Source organism: Immundisolibacter sp., assembly GCF_014359565.1.
Taxonomy (GTDB): domain Bacteria; phylum Pseudomonadota; class Gammaproteobacteria; order Immundisolibacterales; family Immundisolibacteraceae; genus Immundisolibacter.
The window spans coordinates 534,214-550,677 of record NZ_JACIZD010000001.1; the positions used below are offsets into that span (position 1 = coordinate 534,214).

Here is a 16,464-nt window from a genome sequence, read left to right on the forward strand (position 1 = left end):
CGCCGCGCAAAGACCGTTCAGCCATGACGGCCGAAGTCCTCGTCGAGATCGAAAACGTCTGCCGCAGCTTTGGCAATCGCCAGGTGCTGCGCGACGTCAGCTTCAGCGTGGTCAAGGGCGAGGTGCTGGGCTTTCTGGGCCCCAACGGCGCCGGCAAGACCACCACCATGCGCATCCTGACCGGCACCCTGGCACCCAGTGCCGGGCGCGTCCTGGTCGGCGGCATCGACATGCTGCAGCAGCCGGTGCGTGCCAAGGCGCAGCTGGGCTACCTGCCCGAAACCCCGCCCCTGAACCGCGACCTGACGGTCGACGAATACCTCGATTTCTGTGCCCGCCTGCGCCGTGTGCCGGGACGGCAGGTGCGCGCGGCGCGCGAACAGGCCAAGGCCCGCTGCGGCCTGCAGGAAGTCGGCCGGCGCCTGATCGGCAACATATCCAAGGGCTTCCAGCAGCGCGTCGGCATTGCCCAGGCGATCATCCACAACCCGTCGGTGGTGATCCTGGACGAGCCCACGGTCGGTCTGGACCCGATCCAGATCCAGGAAATCCGCGCCCTGATCCGCGATCTGGGACAGGCCCACAGCGTGATCCTGTCCACGCACATCCTGTCCGAGGTGCAGGCCATCTGCAGCCACGTGCAGATCATTCGCCACGGCGAGCTGGTACTCAAGGCGGGCATCGACGAGCTGGCCACGCACCTGACCGGCGCGCATCTTGAGATCGCCCTGCGCCGGCCGCCCCCGGCAGACCAGCTGTCGGGCATTCCCGGCATCGCCGCGGTGCACCCGCAGGGCGAGGGTCGCTGGCTGGTGAGTTTCCAGGCCGGTGCCGATCCGACCGACGCCCTGGTGCGCAGTGCGGCAACCGGCGACTGGGGGCTGTACGAGTTGACCCGGCCGCGCCTGTCGCTGGAAGAGGTTTTCCTGGAGCTGGCCGGGGACGATGTGCCCGAGTCCGGCACGCAGCAGGAGCAGGCGGCATGAGGGCGGTACTGGCCATCGCCGGGCGCGAGCTGCGCGTGCTGTTCGCCTCGCCGTCGGCCTGGGCCATGCTGGCGGTGGTGCAGGCGATCCTGGGCTATCTGTTTCTGACCCAGATCGACATGTTCATACAGCTGCGCTCGCAGCTGATGGCCATGCCCGACCCGCCGGGTCTGACCGAGATCGTCGCGCCGTCGCTGTTCGGCAGCGCCGGCATCGTGCTGCTGATGATCGTGCCGCTGATCACCATGCGCAGCTTTGCCGAGGAGCGGCGCAACCAGACCCTGCCGCTGCTGCTGTCGGCGCCGGTGTCCGTGTCCGGCATCGTGTTTGGCAAGTATCTGGCGCTGATGGGGTTTCTCACGCTGGTGACGGCGCTCACGGCCCTGATGCCGGCCAGCCTGCTGCTGGGCGCCAGGCTCGACCTTGGCCTGCTGGCGGCCAGCGTGTTGGGTCTTTGGCTGCTGCTGGGCAGCTTTGCGGCGCTGGGCCTTTTCATGTCGACGCTGACCTCGCACCCCATGACGGCGGCGGTCAGCACCTTCGGCCTGCTGCTGCTGCTGTGGATCCTGGACTGGGCCAGCGGCAGCGCCGGGGAGGGCAGCGGTGAGTTGCTGCGCCAGCTGTCCATGCTCAACCACTACCAGCCGCTGCTGAAGGGCGTGTTCGCCATCGCCGACGTGGCCTACTTCGCCCTGTTCATCGTGCTGTTCCTGGGGCTGAGCATCCGCCGGCTGGATGCCGAGCGGCTGGCCGGCTGAGCGCATGACAGGTTCGAACTCCAGCCGCTTCGCGCTGCGCCTGCAGGGGGCCGTCGCGCTGCTGCTGTTCCTGGCTGTGATCGGTCTGCTGGGTTACCTGGCGCACACCTACGACCGCCGCTTCGACTGGACGGCGACCGGGCGCAACTCGCTGTCGGATGCCAGCCGGCAGGTGCTGGAAAAGCTCCCGGAACCGGTGACCGCCACCGTGTTCGCCCGTCCCAACCCGGAACTGCGCGCCAGTCTCGATGACCTGCTGCGGCGCTACGCGGCCGCCTCGCCCAAGTTCACGGTCAGCTTCGTCAATCCTGATCAGGCGCCGGCGCGGGTCAAGGAACTGGGCATCCGCGCCGACGGCACCGTGCTGCTGGAACTGGCTGGCCGGCGCGAGAAGCTCGAACAGCTCGACGAGCAGGCGCTGACCAGCGCCCTCATGCGCCTGTCGCGCAGCGGTGAGCGCAGGCTGATTTTCCTGGCCGGCCACGGCGAGCGCAGCCCGGACGGGCAGGCCAACCACGATCTGTCCACCTTCACCACGGCGCTGCGCGAGCAGGGCGTGCTGGCGACGCGCCCGGACCCGGCCGGCGGCAAGGATTTTCCGACCGATGCGACGCTGGTGATCACCGCCCCGGCGGTCGACCTGACCGGCGACGAGGTGGGCGCCATCCAGCGTTTCCTGACCGCCGGCGGCAACCTGCTGTGGCTGGCCGATCCGGGGCCACTGCACGGCCTGGAGCCGATCGCGGCCGAGCTTGGCCTGCGTTTCGTGCCCGGCACGCTCATCGATCCGGTGGGCCAGGCCATCGCCGGCAGCGCCCACTTCGCCATCGCCACGGCGGACAACTACCGCTTCCACGCGGCGCTCGCGGGCTTCGAGTTCATGACCCTGTTTCCCCTGGCGGCCGGCCTCGAACACGATCCGAAGGAACCGTGGGCAGCCACCGACCTGATCGAACTGGGCGCCTCCGGCTGGGCCGAGACCGGCCCGCTGACCGAAAAAGTGAGCTTCGACGAGGGCCTGGACCGGCGCGGCCCGTTCATCCTGGCAGCGGCTTTCACGCGCAAGCTGGGCGAGCGTGAACAGCGCGTGGTGGTGGTCGGCGATGGCGATTTCCTGTCCAACAGCTACGTCGGCAATGGCGGCAACCTGAACCTGGGCCTGAATCTGGTGAACTGGCTGGCGGCCGACGAGGGTCTGGTCAGCATCCCGCCGCGCACGGCGCCGGACACGGAACTGTCGCTCTCGCGCGATAACAGTTTGCTGATCGGCTTCGGCTTCCTGTTCGGCCTGCCGGCGGCCTTCGCGGCGGCCGGCCTGGGTGTCTGGCTGCGCCGCCGGGGGCGCTGATGCGCGGTCGGCTGTGGCTGAACCTGGCGCTCGCGCTCGTGGTGGCCGCCCTGGCGGCGGTGGCCTGGTTCCAGCCCGGCAAGACGCCGCCGCCACCCCAGGTCAAGCTCACGACCCTCGACCCGCAGACGGTCAAGCGCATCGAGTTCTACCCGCCGCAAGGGGCGGCCTTTGCCCTGGTGCGGGACGGCAAGGACTGGTTCATCGACAGTCCGCGCCTGCGGGCGCAGCCGTTTCGGGTCGAAACGCTGCTCGAACTGCCGGGCGCCGCCAGCACCGCCCAGTTCACGCTGGCCGACAACAAGGACAATGGTTTTGGCGTCGACCCGCCGCAGGCGCGCCTGCGTTTCGATGACACCGAGATCGCCTTTGGCCTGACCAACCCGGTCGGCCTGCGCCGCTACGTGCGCGTCGGCGACGCGGTGCACCTGATCGAGGACCGCTTTTTCCACCACGCGGCCTCCACCTGGGTGGCCTGGGTCGACCGGCGCGTGCTGCCGGAAGGCGTGACGCTGACCGCGCTGGAGCTGCCGGGCCTGAGGCTGCGCCGTGAAGGCACCGCCTGGCAGATCGACCCACAGCGCCCGCAGGCCAGCGCCGACGCCATCGCCACGCTGATCGAGGAATGGCAGCGCGCCTATGCCATGGACGTGGAGGAAACCACCGCCGTTCCGGCCGACGCCCGGGCCCTGCGCCTGGAATGGCAAGGCGGGACGCTGGACCTGGCTCTTGCGCAGGACGGCGACGAGTGGCTGCTGTACCGGCGCGATGCGCCGGTGCGTTACCGATTCAGCGCCAATCAGGGCAAGCGCTTGCTGGAAATCGAGCAGCCGGCACCGGACACTGCCCAGCCGCCCGGGGCCACCGAACCGGCAGCGTCGGACGAGCTTGACGGCGAAGCCGCGGAATCCTCAGCCGCGCCGCCGGCCAGCCCGCCCACCGCCGCGCCCTGATGCCGGAGCTGCCGGAGGTCGAGACCACCCGGCGCGGGCTGGAACCGCTGCTGATCGGCCGGCGCATCACCGGTGCGGTGGTGCGCAACGCAGCCCTGCGCTGGCCGGTGGCGCCGGAACTGAGCAGCCGGTTGCCCGGCGCCGCCATCACCGCCGTCGGCCGGCGCGCCAAATACCTGCTGCTGAGCACCGCGCACGGTCATTTGCTGCTGCACCTTGGCATGTCGGGCAGCCTGCGCGTGCTGCCGGCCGGCACGCCGCCGCTCAAGCACGACCACGTCGACATCCTGCTGGACGATGGCCAGTGCCTGCGCCTGCGCGATCCGCGCCGCTTCGGCAGCATTCTTTACGCGGGCGAGGATCCGGCCAGCCACGCGCTGCTGAGAAACCTCGGCCCCGAGCCGCTGGAGACGGACCCCCAGACGCTTGGCGCCCACCTGCACGCGGCCTCGCGAAGCCGTCGCGTGGCAGTCAAGCTGTTCCTCATGGACGCCAGCGTGGTGGTCGGCGTGGGCAACATCTACGCCAGCGAGGCGCTGTTTCGGGCCGGCATCCGCCCCGGCAAACCGGCCGCGAGCCTCAGTCGCCCGGCCTGCATGCGCCTGGCGGCAGTCATCCAGGCCGTGCTGGCCGAGGCCATTGCCGCCGGCGGCACCACGCTGCGCGATTTTTCCAACAGCGACGGCCTGCCGGGCTATTTCGCGCAGGAGCTGGCAGTGTACGGCCGCACCGGGGCGCCGTGCCGGGCCTGTGCAACGCCCATCCGGGAGCGGCGCATGGGTCAGCGATCGACCTTCTGGTGTCCGGTCTGCCAGGGCTGATGACCGCTCAAGCCCGCAGCCCCATGTCCTTGAGCAGCGGCATCACCTTCTCGCCGAAGTAGTTCAGCTCCGGCGCGTAATCCAGCCACGACAACAGCAGGATGTCGACGCCGATGTCGGCCAGGCGGCCGATTCCCTGCGCCACCTGCAGTGGCGTGCCGACCAGCGGGTAGCCGCCCCAGCCGACGATGAAGCGCTCGGTCAACTCGCGGGCCGCCTCGGGCGTCATGGAGCCGCTCTGCACGCCAAACGTGGTCAGCAGGTTGTCGAGCGCGGCGTAATCACCGCGGGCGACGATGTGGTCCCACACCGCGCGCGCCTCGGCCTCGCTGCTGCGGCACACCACGGCGGCCGAGCTCATGATGCCGATGTCCCGCCCGTAGCCGGCGGCCTTGCCGCGAATCTGCCCGATCAGCTCGCGGCCCTGCTCCAGCGTCGAGACGATGCAGAAATTCACGTCCATCTCGCGCGCCGCGTAGTCGATGCCGGCCGGTGAAACACCGGCGTTGATCAGCAGCGGATAGGGCTGCTGCACGGGTTTGGGGAGCATGTAGCCGCCCTTGATCGTGTAGTACTCGCCCGAATAGTCGAAGTCCTGCTCCTGCCACAGCCGCTTGCAGACCTGAATCCACTCCGTGGCGCGCGCGTAGCGGTCGTCGTGCGGCAGCTGCTGCACGCCGAACATCTCCATCTCCGGCGTGAACCAGCCACACACCACGTTGATGCCGAAGCGGCCGTTGCTGATGCGGTCGATGGTCGCCGCCTGCTTGGCGGCCACAATCGGGTGCACGGTCGGCACGTGCGAGGTGGCGAACAGGTGGATGCGCTCGGTGCGCGCCGCCAGCGCGGCAGCCCAGGTATAGACCTCCAGGCAGTCGCCGTTGAAGTCGGTCGCGCCGCCGAACCCCTTCCAGCGCCCGACTGGCACCAGCAGGTCGAAATCCAGCGCTTCGGCCTGCAAGGCCAGATCCAGGTTCTGTTCCCAGGTCGGCCGGAACGACGATTCGGCGGTGCTGATCGTGCAGCCGTTGCTGACGTTGCTGCCAAAGATGCCAAGCTTGATCCGCTGCTTCGGGTCGAACAGCCGGTGATCGGCCCGCCCGGTGGGTATGGCCATGTGTTTCTTCTCCTCGTCGCGTGGGGGCGCCCATCAGTTATAAACCCCGAAGCGCCTTTTGCACCACGACCGCCATGTACAACCTGTTTCGCGACCTGCCGACCAGTCCAGACACCCGGGAGCGCATCGACTGCCTGCTGGACCGGCCCGGGCTGCGTGTGGAGCGCATCGTGTCCACCGGTCAGGCCAGCCCGCCCGGGTTCTGGTACGACCAGGCCGAGCACGAGTGGGTGGTTTTGCTGCAGGGCGCGGCAGAACTGACCGTCGACCTGCCCGACGGCCCGCAGACCGTAAGCCTGCGGCCCGGCGACAGTCTGGAATTGCCGGCCCACAGGCGCCACCGCGTCGAAGCTACCTGCGCCGATCCGCCGACGCTGTGGTTGGCGCTGTTCTGGCCGGCTGACGCATCGTGAACGGCCCGGCCGTGCGCGTGCTGCTGCTGGCCGATACCCACGGCGTGCTCGATCCGCGCATCGCGGAACTGGCGCAGGACTGCGCGCTGGCCGTGCATGCCGGCGACGTGGGCGCCAGCGCGGTGCTGGAGGCGCTCGCCGCCGCTGCAGGACGGGTGCTCGCCGTGCGTGGCAACAACGACGTGCCGGGCAAGTGGCTGGGCCCGGCAGCGGATCTGCTGGCCCTGCCCGAGTGCATCGAGGTGCCCCTGCCGGGCGGCACGCTGGTGGTGGAACACGGCCACCGGCACAGCGCCAGCCGCCGTCACCTGCGCCTGCGCGCCGCTCATCCCGGCGCCCGCGCGGTGCTGTATGGACACAGCCACCGTCTGGCGCAGGACTGTGCCACCGCGCCCTGGATCCTGAACCCCGGTGCCGCCGGCCGTGCCCGCACCGGCGACGGACCGTCGTGTCTGCTGCTGGAGGCGGGTGCGCACGCATGGCGGATCAGCGTATGGCAGTTCCCGGCGCTTCCGCGTGGCACACGGGTGAGGGCATGATCACGCACGTCAGGACATCCGCACGATTCGCCGCCGGCTGCAGCGGCACCGCGCATGGTTGAGGCCTTCCCGCCAGCCGCTGGCACAATGGCGGCCCCCACGTTCCGGACTGCGACGCCATGCGCTGCCTGATTGCCTGCCTGCTTGTCCTGGCCATGACCCCGGCAACCCGCGCCGGCACCGATCGCCTGCCCGACGACCTGAGCTTTACGGTGGTCGATGGTCGCCAGCTGGCCGCCACGGCGCTGCGCGGCCGGCCCCTGCTGATCGTGTTCTGGGCCAGTACCTGCGCGCCTTGCATCGCCGAGATGCCCGAGCTGTCCGCGCTGTACAAGGAACTGCACCCGAAGGGTCTGGAACTGATCGCGCTGGCCATGCCCTACGACCCACCCAACCGCGTGATGGCCGCCCGCGAGGTGCTGGAGCTGCCGTTCCCGGTGGCCATCGACATCACCGCTACCGTGGTGCGCAGGCTTGGCGTGCCACCGCAGACGCCGCAATTTCGGCTGGTGGATGCCAGCGGACAAATCGTGGCCGTACACAACGGCGTGTGGCCAATCGATGATCTGAAGGCGGCGCTTTTGCCGCTGCTGGCCGACAGCTGAGAGGTTTGCGGATGCTGTGGATCAAATCGCTGCACGTGATCGCGATGGTGGCCTGGTTCGCCGGGCTGTTCTACCTGCCGCGGCTGTTCGTGTACCACGTCGACTGCGCGGACGAGGCCGGCCGCCGGCGCTTCCAGATCATGGAACGGCGCCTGTACCGGGCCATCATGACGCCGGCTGCGGTGGTCACCGTGCTGGCCGGGCTGGCGCTGCTGGTGGACTACGCCTGGGCGGCCTACGGCAAGGCCGGCTGGCTGCATGCCAAGCTGACGCTGGTGGCCCTGCTGGTGGTCTACCACTGGCTGTGTGGCCGCTATCTGGCGGCCCTGCGCGATGGGCGCAACACGCACAGCGCGCGCTTTTTCCGCATCTTCAACGAGCTGCCGACGCTGATTCTGGTGGCCGTGGTCTGTCTGACGATCGTCAAGCCGTTCTGATACCGGTTACGGGCTGACCGGGTTCCCTGCGAACCCGGCGTCAGGGCTTTGGCAAGGGACTTGCTGCCCTTTGGGTTCGCCACCTGCGAATTCGACCATGACCACCGCCCACACCGTTTTCAACGAGACCGCCGCCTTGCTGGTGCTTGGCGCCACGCTGGGCTTTGTCGGCCAGTGGCTGCGCCAGCCGCTGATCGTGGCCTTCATCGTGGCCGGCATCGTGGCCGGGCCGGACGTGCTGGGCGTGGTGTCGAGCGCCGTGCATGTGCAGGTGCTGGGCGAACTCGGCGTGGCCGTATTGCTGTTTCTGGTGGGCCTGAAGCTCGACCCGGGCCTGCTGCGCACGCTCGGCCCGGTGGCGCTGGTCACCGGCAGCGCGCAGGTGCTGCTGACCGCGCTGGCCGGCGCTGGCGTGTCGTTGGCGCTGGGCATGCCGGCGCGCACGGCCGCCATCATCGGCCTGGCGCTGACGTTCTCCAGCACCATCATTGTCATCAAGCTGCTGTGGGACAAGGGCGAGGTGGACTCGCTGCATGGCCGGCTGGCGCTGGGCCTGCTGATCGCGCAGGACCTGCTGGTGGTGGTGCTGATGGGGCTGCTGGCGGGGCTGCGCGGCGAATCACAAGGCGGCCTGTGGCAGGCACTGATCGGTGGGCTGGTGCTGCTGGCGACGGTGCTGCTGTTCACCCGCTATCTCGCGCAGGGGCTGCTGGCGCGCATGGCGCGCTCACCCGAGTTGCTGGTGACCTTTGCCGTCGCCTGGGCGGCGTTGCTGGCCGGGCTGGCGGATGCCCTGGGCCTTGGCAAGGAGCTGGGCGGGCTGCTGGCCGGCGTGTCGCTGGCCTCGACGCCCTTTCGGGAGGCCCTGGCCTCGCGCCTGGCCAGCGTGCGCGATTTCCTGCTGCTGTTTTTCTTCGTCAGCCTGGGCGCCAGCCTCGATTTCGGCGCCCTGCATGGCAGTCTGGTGCCGGCGCTCGTGTTGTCGGCATTCGTGCTGATCGGCAAGCCGCTGATCGTGCTGCCGATCCTTGGCCTGGCCGGCTACGGACGACGCACGGCGTTCATGGCCAGCCTGACGCTGGCCCAGATCAGCGAGTTCTCGCTGATCTTGCTGGCCCTGGCCACGCAGGCCGGGCTGGCGGACCCGGCCACGCAGGCGCTGGTGACGCTGGTGGGACTGGTCAGCATCGGTGCCAGCACCTACCTGGTTACTTACTCGGGCGCCATCTATGCCTTCGTGGAACCACTGCTGGCGCGCGTCATCGGCGACCAGGCGCGCCGTCAGGCGCCCAGTGAGGCGCCGCCGGCAGCCGACGTCATCCTGTTCGGCCTGGGCCGTTATGGCACCGCCATTGCAGACGGGCTGCGCAGCCGCGGCCTGAGCGTGCTGGGTGTGGATTTCGATCCGGAAATGGTTGCCCGCTGGCGGGCGCGCGGCCTGCCGGCCTATTACGGCGATGCAGCGGACCCGGATTTTGGAAAATCCCTGCCCCTGAGCGGCGCGCAGTGGGTGGTCTGCGCCATCCCGGTGCACGGCGGCAGCCTGACGCACGACGATCCGCGCCTGGCGCTGGTCGATGCCCTGCGCAACAGCGGCTACCGGCAGAAAATCGCGGTCGCCATCCAGGCGCAGGACGACCTGCCGGGGCTGCGCGGCCGCGACGTCGACCTGGTGCTGCTGCCGATGGCGGACGCCGCCGCCGAGGCGGTCGACCTGATCACCGGTGCGCCGCTGGTGGCGCCCAGGCGGTGGAGCTGACGGACCACCGGTCGCGGTCGGCCGCAGGCTGCACGGTAGCTGGTGCTGCTGCCGATCAGGGGCACTCCAGCACCACCATCGCCACCGCGTGGTCCCGCTCGTCGGCCAGGCTCAGGTGCCAGGCGACGATGCCGCGGCGGGCGCAGTGCGCGGCCGTGGCGCCGGACAGTTCGAGCAGCGGCCGGCCGGCGGCGTCGTGCGCCACGGCGATCTGGGGCAGCGTTACGCCGTCGGCGATGCCGGTACCCAGCGCCTTGCCGAAGGCCTCCTTGGCGGCGAAGCGCTTGGCCATGAACGGTGCGCGGGCGGGGCTGGCGAGGTAGTCCTGCCACTCGCTGTCGGCCAGCAGGCGACGGGCGAAATGATCGCCATGCTGGTCCAGGATGCGCGCGATGCGCGCCACCGCGACGATGTCGACACCGATGCCGGCGATCACCGCGACGCCTGCGCGATGGCCTGTTGCATTTCCGCCACCGCCGCGCGCAGGCCGACGAACACGGCCCGCGCCACCAGCGCATGGCCGATGTTCAGCTCGGCAATGCCGGGCAGGGCGGCGATGGCGGCGACGTTGTCCAGGTTCAGGCCATGGCCGGCGTTGACGGTGAGACCCAGGCGCCGCCCCTCGTCCACCGCCTGACGGATGCGCGCAAGTTCGGCTGCGCGCTCGGCTGCGGATGCGGCATCCGCATAACGGCCGGTATGCAGTTCCACCAGCGGCGCGCCGCAGCGGCGGGCGGCGGCCAGTTGCCGCGGCTCGGGGTCGATGAACAGCGACACCTGTACGCCGGCCGCCGACAGACGCGCCACGGCATCGGCGATGCGGGGCTCCTGGCCGGCGACTTCGAGCCCGCCCTCGGTGGTCAGCTCCTCACGCCGCTCCGGCACCAGGCAGCAGTCGGAGGGTTTGAGGCGACCGGCAATGCCGATCATCTCGTCGGTGACGGCCATCTCCAGGTTCAGCCGGCACGGCAGGCGCTCGCGAAGCGCCGTCACGTCGGCGTCCTGGATGTGCCGCCGGTCCTCGCGCAAATGCAGGGTGATGAAGTCGGCGCCGCCGGCCAGCGCCTCGAAGGCGGCCAGCACCGGGTCCGGATACACGGTGCGGCGGGCTTGGCGCAGCGTGGCGACGTGATCGATGTTGACGCCCAGCAGCGGCGGGCGGGATGGGGCGTGATCGTTCATCAGGGCATTTCCGGACGCGGCGTCTGGCCGGCGAGGGCGCGGAACAGCTCGCGGCTTTTCAGTGGCTTGTCGCCGAAGTGCCAGGCGAGCTGCGCCCGCAGCAGGCGTTTGCAGGCCGGCAGGTGCGCCGGCTCGCCCAGGGTGTCGTCGCGCAGGGCCAGCAGTGCGGCGCCGGGCAAGTCGCCGTCGGGCGTCCGAGTGGCGCCACGTTCGGCCTGGTAGTGGTAGCGGGCGGTCGGCTCGATGGCGGCGCCGTCGACATCGTGCTCCAGCTGCAGCCCGTAGCCGAGCTCGGCCAGCAGGTCGCGCTCGAAGCGGCGCAGCACCGGCTCGTCAGCCACCCCGCCGGTCAGGGTTTCGAGCGCGCGCCGGTAGGCCGCGTACACGGCCGGGTGCGCATCCAGCCGCGCACAGGCCCGCAGCAGCAGCTCGTTCAGGTAAAACGCCGCCGCCAGCGCGGCGCCCTGCAGCGGATCGACATAACCATCCGGCTCGGCCTGGGTCAGGGTCTTGAGGTCTCCAGCGCCGGTCCAGGACAGCAGCAGCGGGGCGAACGGTTGCAGCACGCCGGCCAGGCGCCCGCGCCCGCCGCGCGCCACCAGGCCGACGCGGCCGTGCTCGCGGCTGAAGCATTCGAGCAGCAGGCTGCTGTCACGGTAGGGCCGGCGGTGCAGCACGTAGGCCGGCGCCAGCAACACCGGCGCGCGGCTGCCCGCTTGTTCTGGAACCATGCGCGCGGGCCCGACTACTCGCTCTGGTAGCCGAGCGTGCGCAGGGCCACATCGTCATCGGTCCAGCCGCTTTTCTCGCGCACGACCAGCTGCAGAAAGACGTGCGTTTCGAGCAGTTTCTCCAGGTCCGCCCGCGCCTCGCTGCCGATCTGCTTGAGCATGGCGCCGCCCTTGCCGATGACGATGCCCTTGTGGCTGGGCCGCTCGACCCAGATGATGGCGCTGATTTCGGTGCGCCCCGGTTGCTCGTCGAAGCTCTCGATGCCGACCGTACACACGTAGGGCAGCTCCTGGTGCAGATGGCGCATGAGCTTCTCGCGCACCAGTTCGGCGGCCATGAACGACAGGCTGCGGTCGGTGACCTGATCTTCCGGAAACAGCTCCCCGCCGGCCGGCAGCAGGCGACCGACGATCTGCATCAGCCGCTCGACGTTGGTGCCCTTGCGGGCCGACACCGGCACGATTTCGGTAAAGCAGCCCTGTGCGCCGAGCTGTTCGAGCTGCGGAAACAGCGCCGCCTTGTTCGGGACCAGGTCGATCTTGTTGACCACCGCCACCGCCGGCCGGCCGCTGGCCTTGACCAGTTCCAGTACCCGCTGGTCGTCGGCGGTCCAGTGCGTGCCCTGCACCACCATCAGCGCCAGGTCCACGCCTTCGAGGGCACCGGTGGCGGTGCGGTTCAGATACCGGTTCAGCGCCCGGCCCTGGCCGGGGTGGATGCCCGGCGTGTCGACGAACACGGCCTGCACGCCGCCCTCGGTGCGAATGCCCAGCAGGCGGTGACGCGTGGTCTGCGGCTTGGGTGAGGTGATGGCCAGCTTCTGCCCCACCAGGCGGTTGATCAGCGTGGACTTGCCGACGTTGGGGCGACCGACGATGGCAACGTAGCCGGAGTGTTCGACGGGTGTGGTGTCAGTCATGAGTTTGCAGTCGTTCCAGTGCGGCGGCGGCGGCGGCCTGTTCGGCGGCGCGGCGGGTGCCGCCGGCGCCGCGGACGGGGTCCGGCAGCGGCGGCACCCGGCATTCGACCTCGAACTGCCACACGCCGGCCTGTTCCTGTTCGCTGACCAGATGGTACTGCGGTCGCTCCAGGGCGCGGCTTTGCAGCCATTCCTGCAGGCGGGTTTTCGGATCCTTGAGTGTCTCGCCCGGTTGCAGCTGCGCCAGCGCCGGGCCCAGCAGGTGCAGCACCCGCTCGCGACAGACCTCGATGCCGGCGTCCAGGTAAATGGCGCAGACCAGGGCCTCGAAGGCGTCGGCCAGGATGGATGCCCGGCGATGGCCGCCGGTCTTGCGCTCGCCGGCACCCAGTTCCAGGAATTCGCCCAGCCGCAGTTCGTTGGCGGCCACGGCAAGCGCCTCGCCGCTGACCATGCGCGCGCGCAGGCGCGTGAGCTCGCCCTCGGTGGCCTGGGGAAAACGCTGCGTCAGCGCCTCGGCGATCACGAATCCAAGCAGGGCATCACCCAGGAACTCCAGGCGCTCGTTGTGCTGGCGCCGCGCACTGCGGTGGGTCAGGGCGCGGCGCAGCAGGCCCGGGTCGGCGAAGCGATGGCCCAGGCGCAGCTGCAACAGGTCCAGCGGGTCCGTCAATCGCTTCCGCTCACCGTGCCTTCGACCTGCAGCTCATGCCGGAAATGCATCGTCACGCCGATGTTGTAGAACACCGGCGCCTTGTAGTCGTACTCGACGACGATGCGCTTCTTGCCGGTCTTTTTGTCGTAATCGATCTTCAGGTCGTTCTTGGTCGGCGTGGGGTTGTAAAGACCGCTCATGTCGAAGCGTTTTTCGAGCAGACTCCATATCGCCGGCTTGCCCATCTGGCCGATGGTGCTGTCCTCGGCCAGCGAGTTGACCGCCTTGCGCACGGCGAAGGCTTCGTAATACCCCGGATACATGGCCAGGCCGACCATGAAAAAAAGCGCTGCCACGGCAAGGGCGATGGCGAGCGAGAAAAAGGACCAGCCGCCTTGACGGCCAGCGGGCAGTTTTTTTTGCATGTCGGACGCTCCCGGTATCAGGCCGTCTTTGCGGCCCGAGGCATTATCAACCGGTCGGCGCTGAATGAAACAGGCGCGTATCACGGAATACTGGAGCCGATGCGCCGCCAGTTGACTGCAAACTGCCCACCATCCCAGCTCATCCAGATGAAAAACGCCTTGCCGACCAGGTTCTGGTCCGGCACGAAACCCCAGTAACGGCTGTCCTTGCTGTTGTCGCGGTTGTCGCCCATCACGAAATACTGCCCGGCCGGCACCACCACCTCGCCCTGCGGACTCGGTCGCTGCGGCATCCATTGCACCTCGTAATGGTGCGATCCGAGTTGTTCCGGCAGGCGCAGAAACTCCACGCCACCATCCTGCACCGGCTTCGCGCCGTCGCGCTGCGTGACCGGCTCGCCGTTCACATAGAGCACCTTGTCGTAATAGCCGATGCGATCGCCGGGCACGCCGACCACGCGCTTGATGTAATCGATCGACGGCTCGGGCGGGTAGCGGAACACCACCACATCGCCCCGCTGCGGGCTGCCGATGTCGATGATCTTCCTGTCGATGACCGGCAGGCGGATGCCGTAGGCGAACTTGTTGACCAGGATGAAATCGCCCACGTGCAAGGTCGGCAGCATGGAGCCGGACGGAATGCGAAACGGTTCCACCAGGAACGAGCGCAGCAGGAACACGGCCAGGATCACCGGGAAGAACGAGCGCCCGTACTCCACCCACCAGGGCATTTTCTGGGGCTGCGTGCCGGCCGCGCTGCGGTGACGCACCAGCCAGATTTCGTCGATCGCCCAGATCACGCCGCTGACGACCAGCAGCAGGAACAGCAGCAGCGCGAAATCCACGGCTTATTTCTCCTTGCCGGTGTGCAGCACGGCCATGAAGGCCTCCTGCGGAATCTGCACGTTGCCGACCTGCTTCATGCGCTTCTTGCCCTCTTTTTGCTTTTCCAGCAGCTTGCGCTTGCGCGTGATGTCGCCGCCGTAGCACTTGGCGGTGACGTTCTTGCGCATGGCGCGCACCGACTCGCGGGCCACGATCTTGGCGCCGATGGCGGCCTGGATCGGCACCTCGAACATCTGCCTCGGGATCAGCTCGACCATCTTGGCGACCAGCTCCCGCCCGCGCTGGGCGGCGGTCTGGCGGTGCACGATGGCCGACAGCGAATCGACCTTTTCCTTGTTGACCAGCACGTCGAGCTTGACCAGATCGGCCGGCTCGAAGCGCGTGAATTCGTAGTCGAAGGAGGCAAAGCCGCGGCTGACGGATTTGAGGCGGTCGAAGAAATCGGCTACCACCTCGGCCGCCGGGATGTCGTACTGCACCGACACCTGCCCGCCCAGGTGACTCATGCGCGTCTGGCGGCCGCGTTTTTCCTCGCACAGGCCGAGCACGGCGCCCAGATACGCCGGCGGCACCAGAATGGTCACGGCCAGGATCGGCTCGCGGATTTCCTGCAGCTGGGACGGGTCCGGCAGCTTGGCCGGGTTGTCCACCAGCAGCACCTCGCCGGAACGGGTCAGCACCTCGTAGAGCACGGTCGGCGCAGTGGTGATCAGTTCAAGGTCATATTCGCGCTCCAGGCGCTCCTGCACGATTTCCATGTGCAGCATGCCCAGAAACCCGCAGCGAAAGCCGAAACCGAGCGCCTGCGAGGTCTCCGGCTCGAAACTGAGCGAGGCGTCGTTCAGGCGCAGCTTGCGCAGCGCCTCGCGCAGCGCCTCGTAGCTGGACGAGTCGACCGGGAACAGGCCGGCGAACACGCGCGGCTTGATGCGCTGGAAACCCGGCAACTGGGCCGGCGCCGGACGCGCGTCCTCGGTGATGGTGTCACCGACCGGGATGGCGTCGATGTCCTTGATGGCGGCAATCACGATGCCGGCCTCGCCCGGGCCCAGCTCGGTCACGTCGCGCCGCTTGGGCGTGTAGATGGCGAGCCGGTCGATGGTGAACACGCGTGCGTTGGACATCACGCGGATGCGCTGGCCGACCCGCAGGGCGCCGTTCATGACCCGCACCAGTCCGACCACGCCCAGGTAGTTGTCGAACCAGGAGTCGATCACCAGCGCCTGCAGCGGCGCATCGACATCGCCCTTGGGCGGCGGAATGCGCGCGATCAGCGCCTCCAGCACGTCGTCCACGCCCTGGCCGGTCTTGGCGCTCACGCACACGGCGTCCTCGGCGTCGATGCCGACGATTTCCTCGATCTCGCGCTTGACCCGCTCCGGCTCGGCGGTCGGCAGGTCGATCTTGTTCAGCACCGGCAGCACCTCGAGGCCCTGCTCGATGGCGGTGTAGCAGTTGGCGACGGTCTGGGCTTCCACGCCCTGCGCCGCGTCCACCACCAGCAGCGCGCCCTCGCAGGCCGCCAGCGAGCGCGACACCTCGTATGAGAAATCGACGTGACCGGGGGTGTCGATGAAATTGAGCAGATATTCATGGCCGTCGGCGGCCACGTAGCGCAGCGACACGCTCTGCGCCTTGATGGTGATGCCGCGCTCCCGCTCCAGGTCCATGGAGTCGAGCACCTGCGCCGACATTTCGCGCTGCGTCAGGCCCTGGCAGCGCTGGATGAAGCGATCGGCCAAGGTCGATTTGCCGTGGTCGATGTGGGCGATGATCGAAAAATTGCGAATTCGGTCGAGGGGCGTCATCGGCAGGTCGGGGGCGGACCGAATGGAGAAGGGTGGGTGGGGCTCGCGGCCCGGTTCCAGTGGCGCATGACGGTTCGGGTCGGCGCCAGCCGCCGGCCCGAACGCCTGCCGAGCCTGATCCATAACGACGGAAGGGGCGCCGCAGCGCCCCTTCCAAAGGC

19 protein-coding genes are annotated in these 16,464 nt (G+C 68.9%); 10 read left to right on the top strand and 9 right to left on the bottom strand.

Annotation, left to right across the window (positions count from 1 at the left end; all coding sequences use genetic code 11):
- Positions 1-23: 23 nt before the first annotated feature.
- Genes H5U26_RS02570 through mutM form a run of 5 tightly spaced genes read left to right on the top strand, consistent with a single transcriptional unit; the run spans position 24 to position 4,866 of the window.
- The gene (locus H5U26_RS02570; RefSeq protein ID WP_290616338.1) at positions 24-986 is read left to right on the top strand and encodes an ATP-binding cassette domain-containing protein; all 963 of its coding nucleotides are present in this window, start codon (positions 24-26) and stop codon (positions 984-986) included.
- Entirely contained in the window at positions 983-1,744 is a 762-nt protein-coding gene (locus tag H5U26_RS02575) for an ABC transporter permease subunit (RefSeq protein ID WP_290616340.1), read from the top strand. The genes H5U26_RS02570 and H5U26_RS02575 overlap by 4 nt, the downstream gene beginning before the upstream one ends.
- A 4-nt stretch (positions 1,745-1,748) precedes the next feature.
- Positions 1,749-3,092 (top strand): GldG family protein, encoded by a 1,344-nt coding sequence (locus H5U26_RS02580; RefSeq protein WP_290616342.1) that lies wholly within the window; start codon positions 1,749-1,751, stop codon positions 3,090-3,092.
- On the top strand, positions 3,092-4,045 hold the full coding sequence (locus H5U26_RS02585; protein WP_290616344.1) for a DUF4340 domain-containing protein: 954 nt from the start codon (positions 3,092-3,094) through the stop codon (positions 4,043-4,045). Before H5U26_RS02580 ends, H5U26_RS02585 begins: the two co-directional genes overlap by 1 nt.
- Positions 4,045-4,866, top strand: coding sequence for a bifunctional DNA-formamidopyrimidine glycosylase/DNA-(apurinic or apyrimidinic site) lyase (gene mutM / locus H5U26_RS02590; RefSeq protein WP_290616345.1), 822 nt, complete (start codon positions 4,045-4,047; stop codon positions 4,864-4,866). Before H5U26_RS02585 ends, mutM begins: the two co-directional genes overlap by 1 nt.
- A gap of 7 nt (positions 4,867-4,873) precedes the next feature.
- Here the strand turns inward: mutM and H5U26_RS02595 are convergent, their stop codons facing one another.
- Positions 4,874-5,983: an LLM class flavin-dependent oxidoreductase gene (locus H5U26_RS02595; RefSeq protein ID WP_290616347.1), complete on the bottom strand. Its 1,110-nt coding sequence runs from the start codon at positions 5,981-5,983 to the stop codon at positions 4,874-4,876.
- Positions 5,984-6,057: 74 nt separating this feature from the next.
- Between H5U26_RS02595 and H5U26_RS02600 the strand changes: the two genes are divergently transcribed.
- From H5U26_RS02600 to H5U26_RS02620, 5 genes are all read left to right on the top strand, one after another.
- Positions 6,058-6,396 (top strand): cupin domain-containing protein, encoded by a 339-nt coding sequence (locus H5U26_RS02600; RefSeq protein ID WP_290616349.1) that lies wholly within the window; start codon positions 6,058-6,060, stop codon positions 6,394-6,396.
- Positions 6,393-6,935 carry a metallophosphoesterase family protein gene (locus tag H5U26_RS02605; protein WP_290616351.1) on the top strand — a complete coding sequence of 181 codons (543 nt, stop codon included), beginning with the start codon at positions 6,393-6,395 and terminating at the stop codon, positions 6,933-6,935. The genes H5U26_RS02600 and H5U26_RS02605 overlap by 4 nt, the downstream gene beginning before the upstream one ends.
- A gap of 119 nt (positions 6,936-7,054) precedes the next feature.
- Entirely contained in the window at positions 7,055-7,540 is a 486-nt protein-coding gene (locus tag H5U26_RS02610) for a TlpA disulfide reductase family protein (protein ID WP_290616353.1), read from the top strand.
- A gap of 11 nt (positions 7,541-7,551) precedes the next feature.
- Positions 7,552-7,977 carry a protoporphyrinogen oxidase HemJ gene (hemJ, locus tag H5U26_RS02615; protein WP_290616355.1) on the top strand — a complete coding sequence of 142 codons (426 nt, stop codon included), beginning with the start codon at positions 7,552-7,554 and terminating at the stop codon, positions 7,975-7,977.
- 97 nt (positions 7,978-8,074) lie between these two features.
- The gene (locus tag H5U26_RS02620) at positions 8,075-9,736 is read left to right on the top strand and encodes a cation:proton antiporter family protein (RefSeq protein ID WP_290616357.1); all 1,662 of its coding nucleotides are present in this window, start codon (positions 8,075-8,077) and stop codon (positions 9,734-9,736) included.
- 55 nt (positions 9,737-9,791) lie between these two features.
- Here H5U26_RS02620 and acpS read toward each other — a convergent pair whose 3' ends face one another.
- The 8 genes from acpS to lepA form a co-directional block, all read right to left on the bottom strand.
- Positions 9,792-10,172 (bottom strand): holo-ACP synthase, encoded by a 381-nt coding sequence (acpS, locus tag H5U26_RS02625; RefSeq protein WP_290616359.1) that lies wholly within the window; start codon positions 10,170-10,172, stop codon positions 9,792-9,794.
- Positions 10,169-10,918 carry a pyridoxine 5'-phosphate synthase gene (gene pdxJ / locus H5U26_RS02630; RefSeq protein ID WP_290616361.1) on the bottom strand — a complete coding sequence of 250 codons (750 nt, stop codon included), beginning with the start codon at positions 10,916-10,918 and terminating at the stop codon, positions 10,169-10,171. The genes acpS and pdxJ overlap by 4 nt, the downstream gene beginning before the upstream one ends.
- Positions 10,918-11,649 (bottom strand): DNA repair protein RecO, encoded by a 732-nt coding sequence (gene recO, locus H5U26_RS02635; protein WP_290616363.1) that lies wholly within the window; start codon positions 11,647-11,649, stop codon positions 10,918-10,920. The genes pdxJ and recO overlap by 1 nt, the downstream gene beginning before the upstream one ends.
- Positions 11,650-11,663: 14 nt before the next feature.
- Complete coding sequence (era, locus tag H5U26_RS02640; protein ID WP_290616365.1) at positions 11,664-12,569, bottom strand: GTPase Era; 906 nt, start codon at positions 12,567-12,569, stop codon at positions 11,664-11,666.
- Positions 12,562-13,242, bottom strand: a complete 681-nt coding sequence (rnc, locus tag H5U26_RS02645; RefSeq protein WP_290616367.1) for a ribonuclease III — start codon at positions 13,240-13,242, stop codon at positions 12,562-12,564. Before rnc ends, era begins: the two co-directional genes overlap by 8 nt.
- Positions 13,239-13,649, bottom strand: coding sequence for a DUF4845 domain-containing protein (locus H5U26_RS02650; protein WP_290616369.1), 411 nt, complete (start codon positions 13,647-13,649; stop codon positions 13,239-13,241). The genes rnc and H5U26_RS02650 overlap by 4 nt, the downstream gene beginning before the upstream one ends.
- Positions 13,650-13,729: 80 nt before the next feature.
- Positions 13,730-14,494: a signal peptidase I gene (gene lepB, locus H5U26_RS02655; RefSeq protein ID WP_366055861.1), complete on the bottom strand. Its 765-nt coding sequence runs from the start codon at positions 14,492-14,494 to the stop codon at positions 13,730-13,732.
- 3 nt (positions 14,495-14,497) lie between these two features.
- Positions 14,498-16,303 carry a translation elongation factor 4 gene (gene lepA / locus H5U26_RS02660; protein ID WP_290616371.1) on the bottom strand — a complete coding sequence of 602 codons (1,806 nt, stop codon included), beginning with the start codon at positions 16,301-16,303 and terminating at the stop codon, positions 14,498-14,500.
- Positions 16,304-16,464 lie beyond the last annotated feature (161 nt).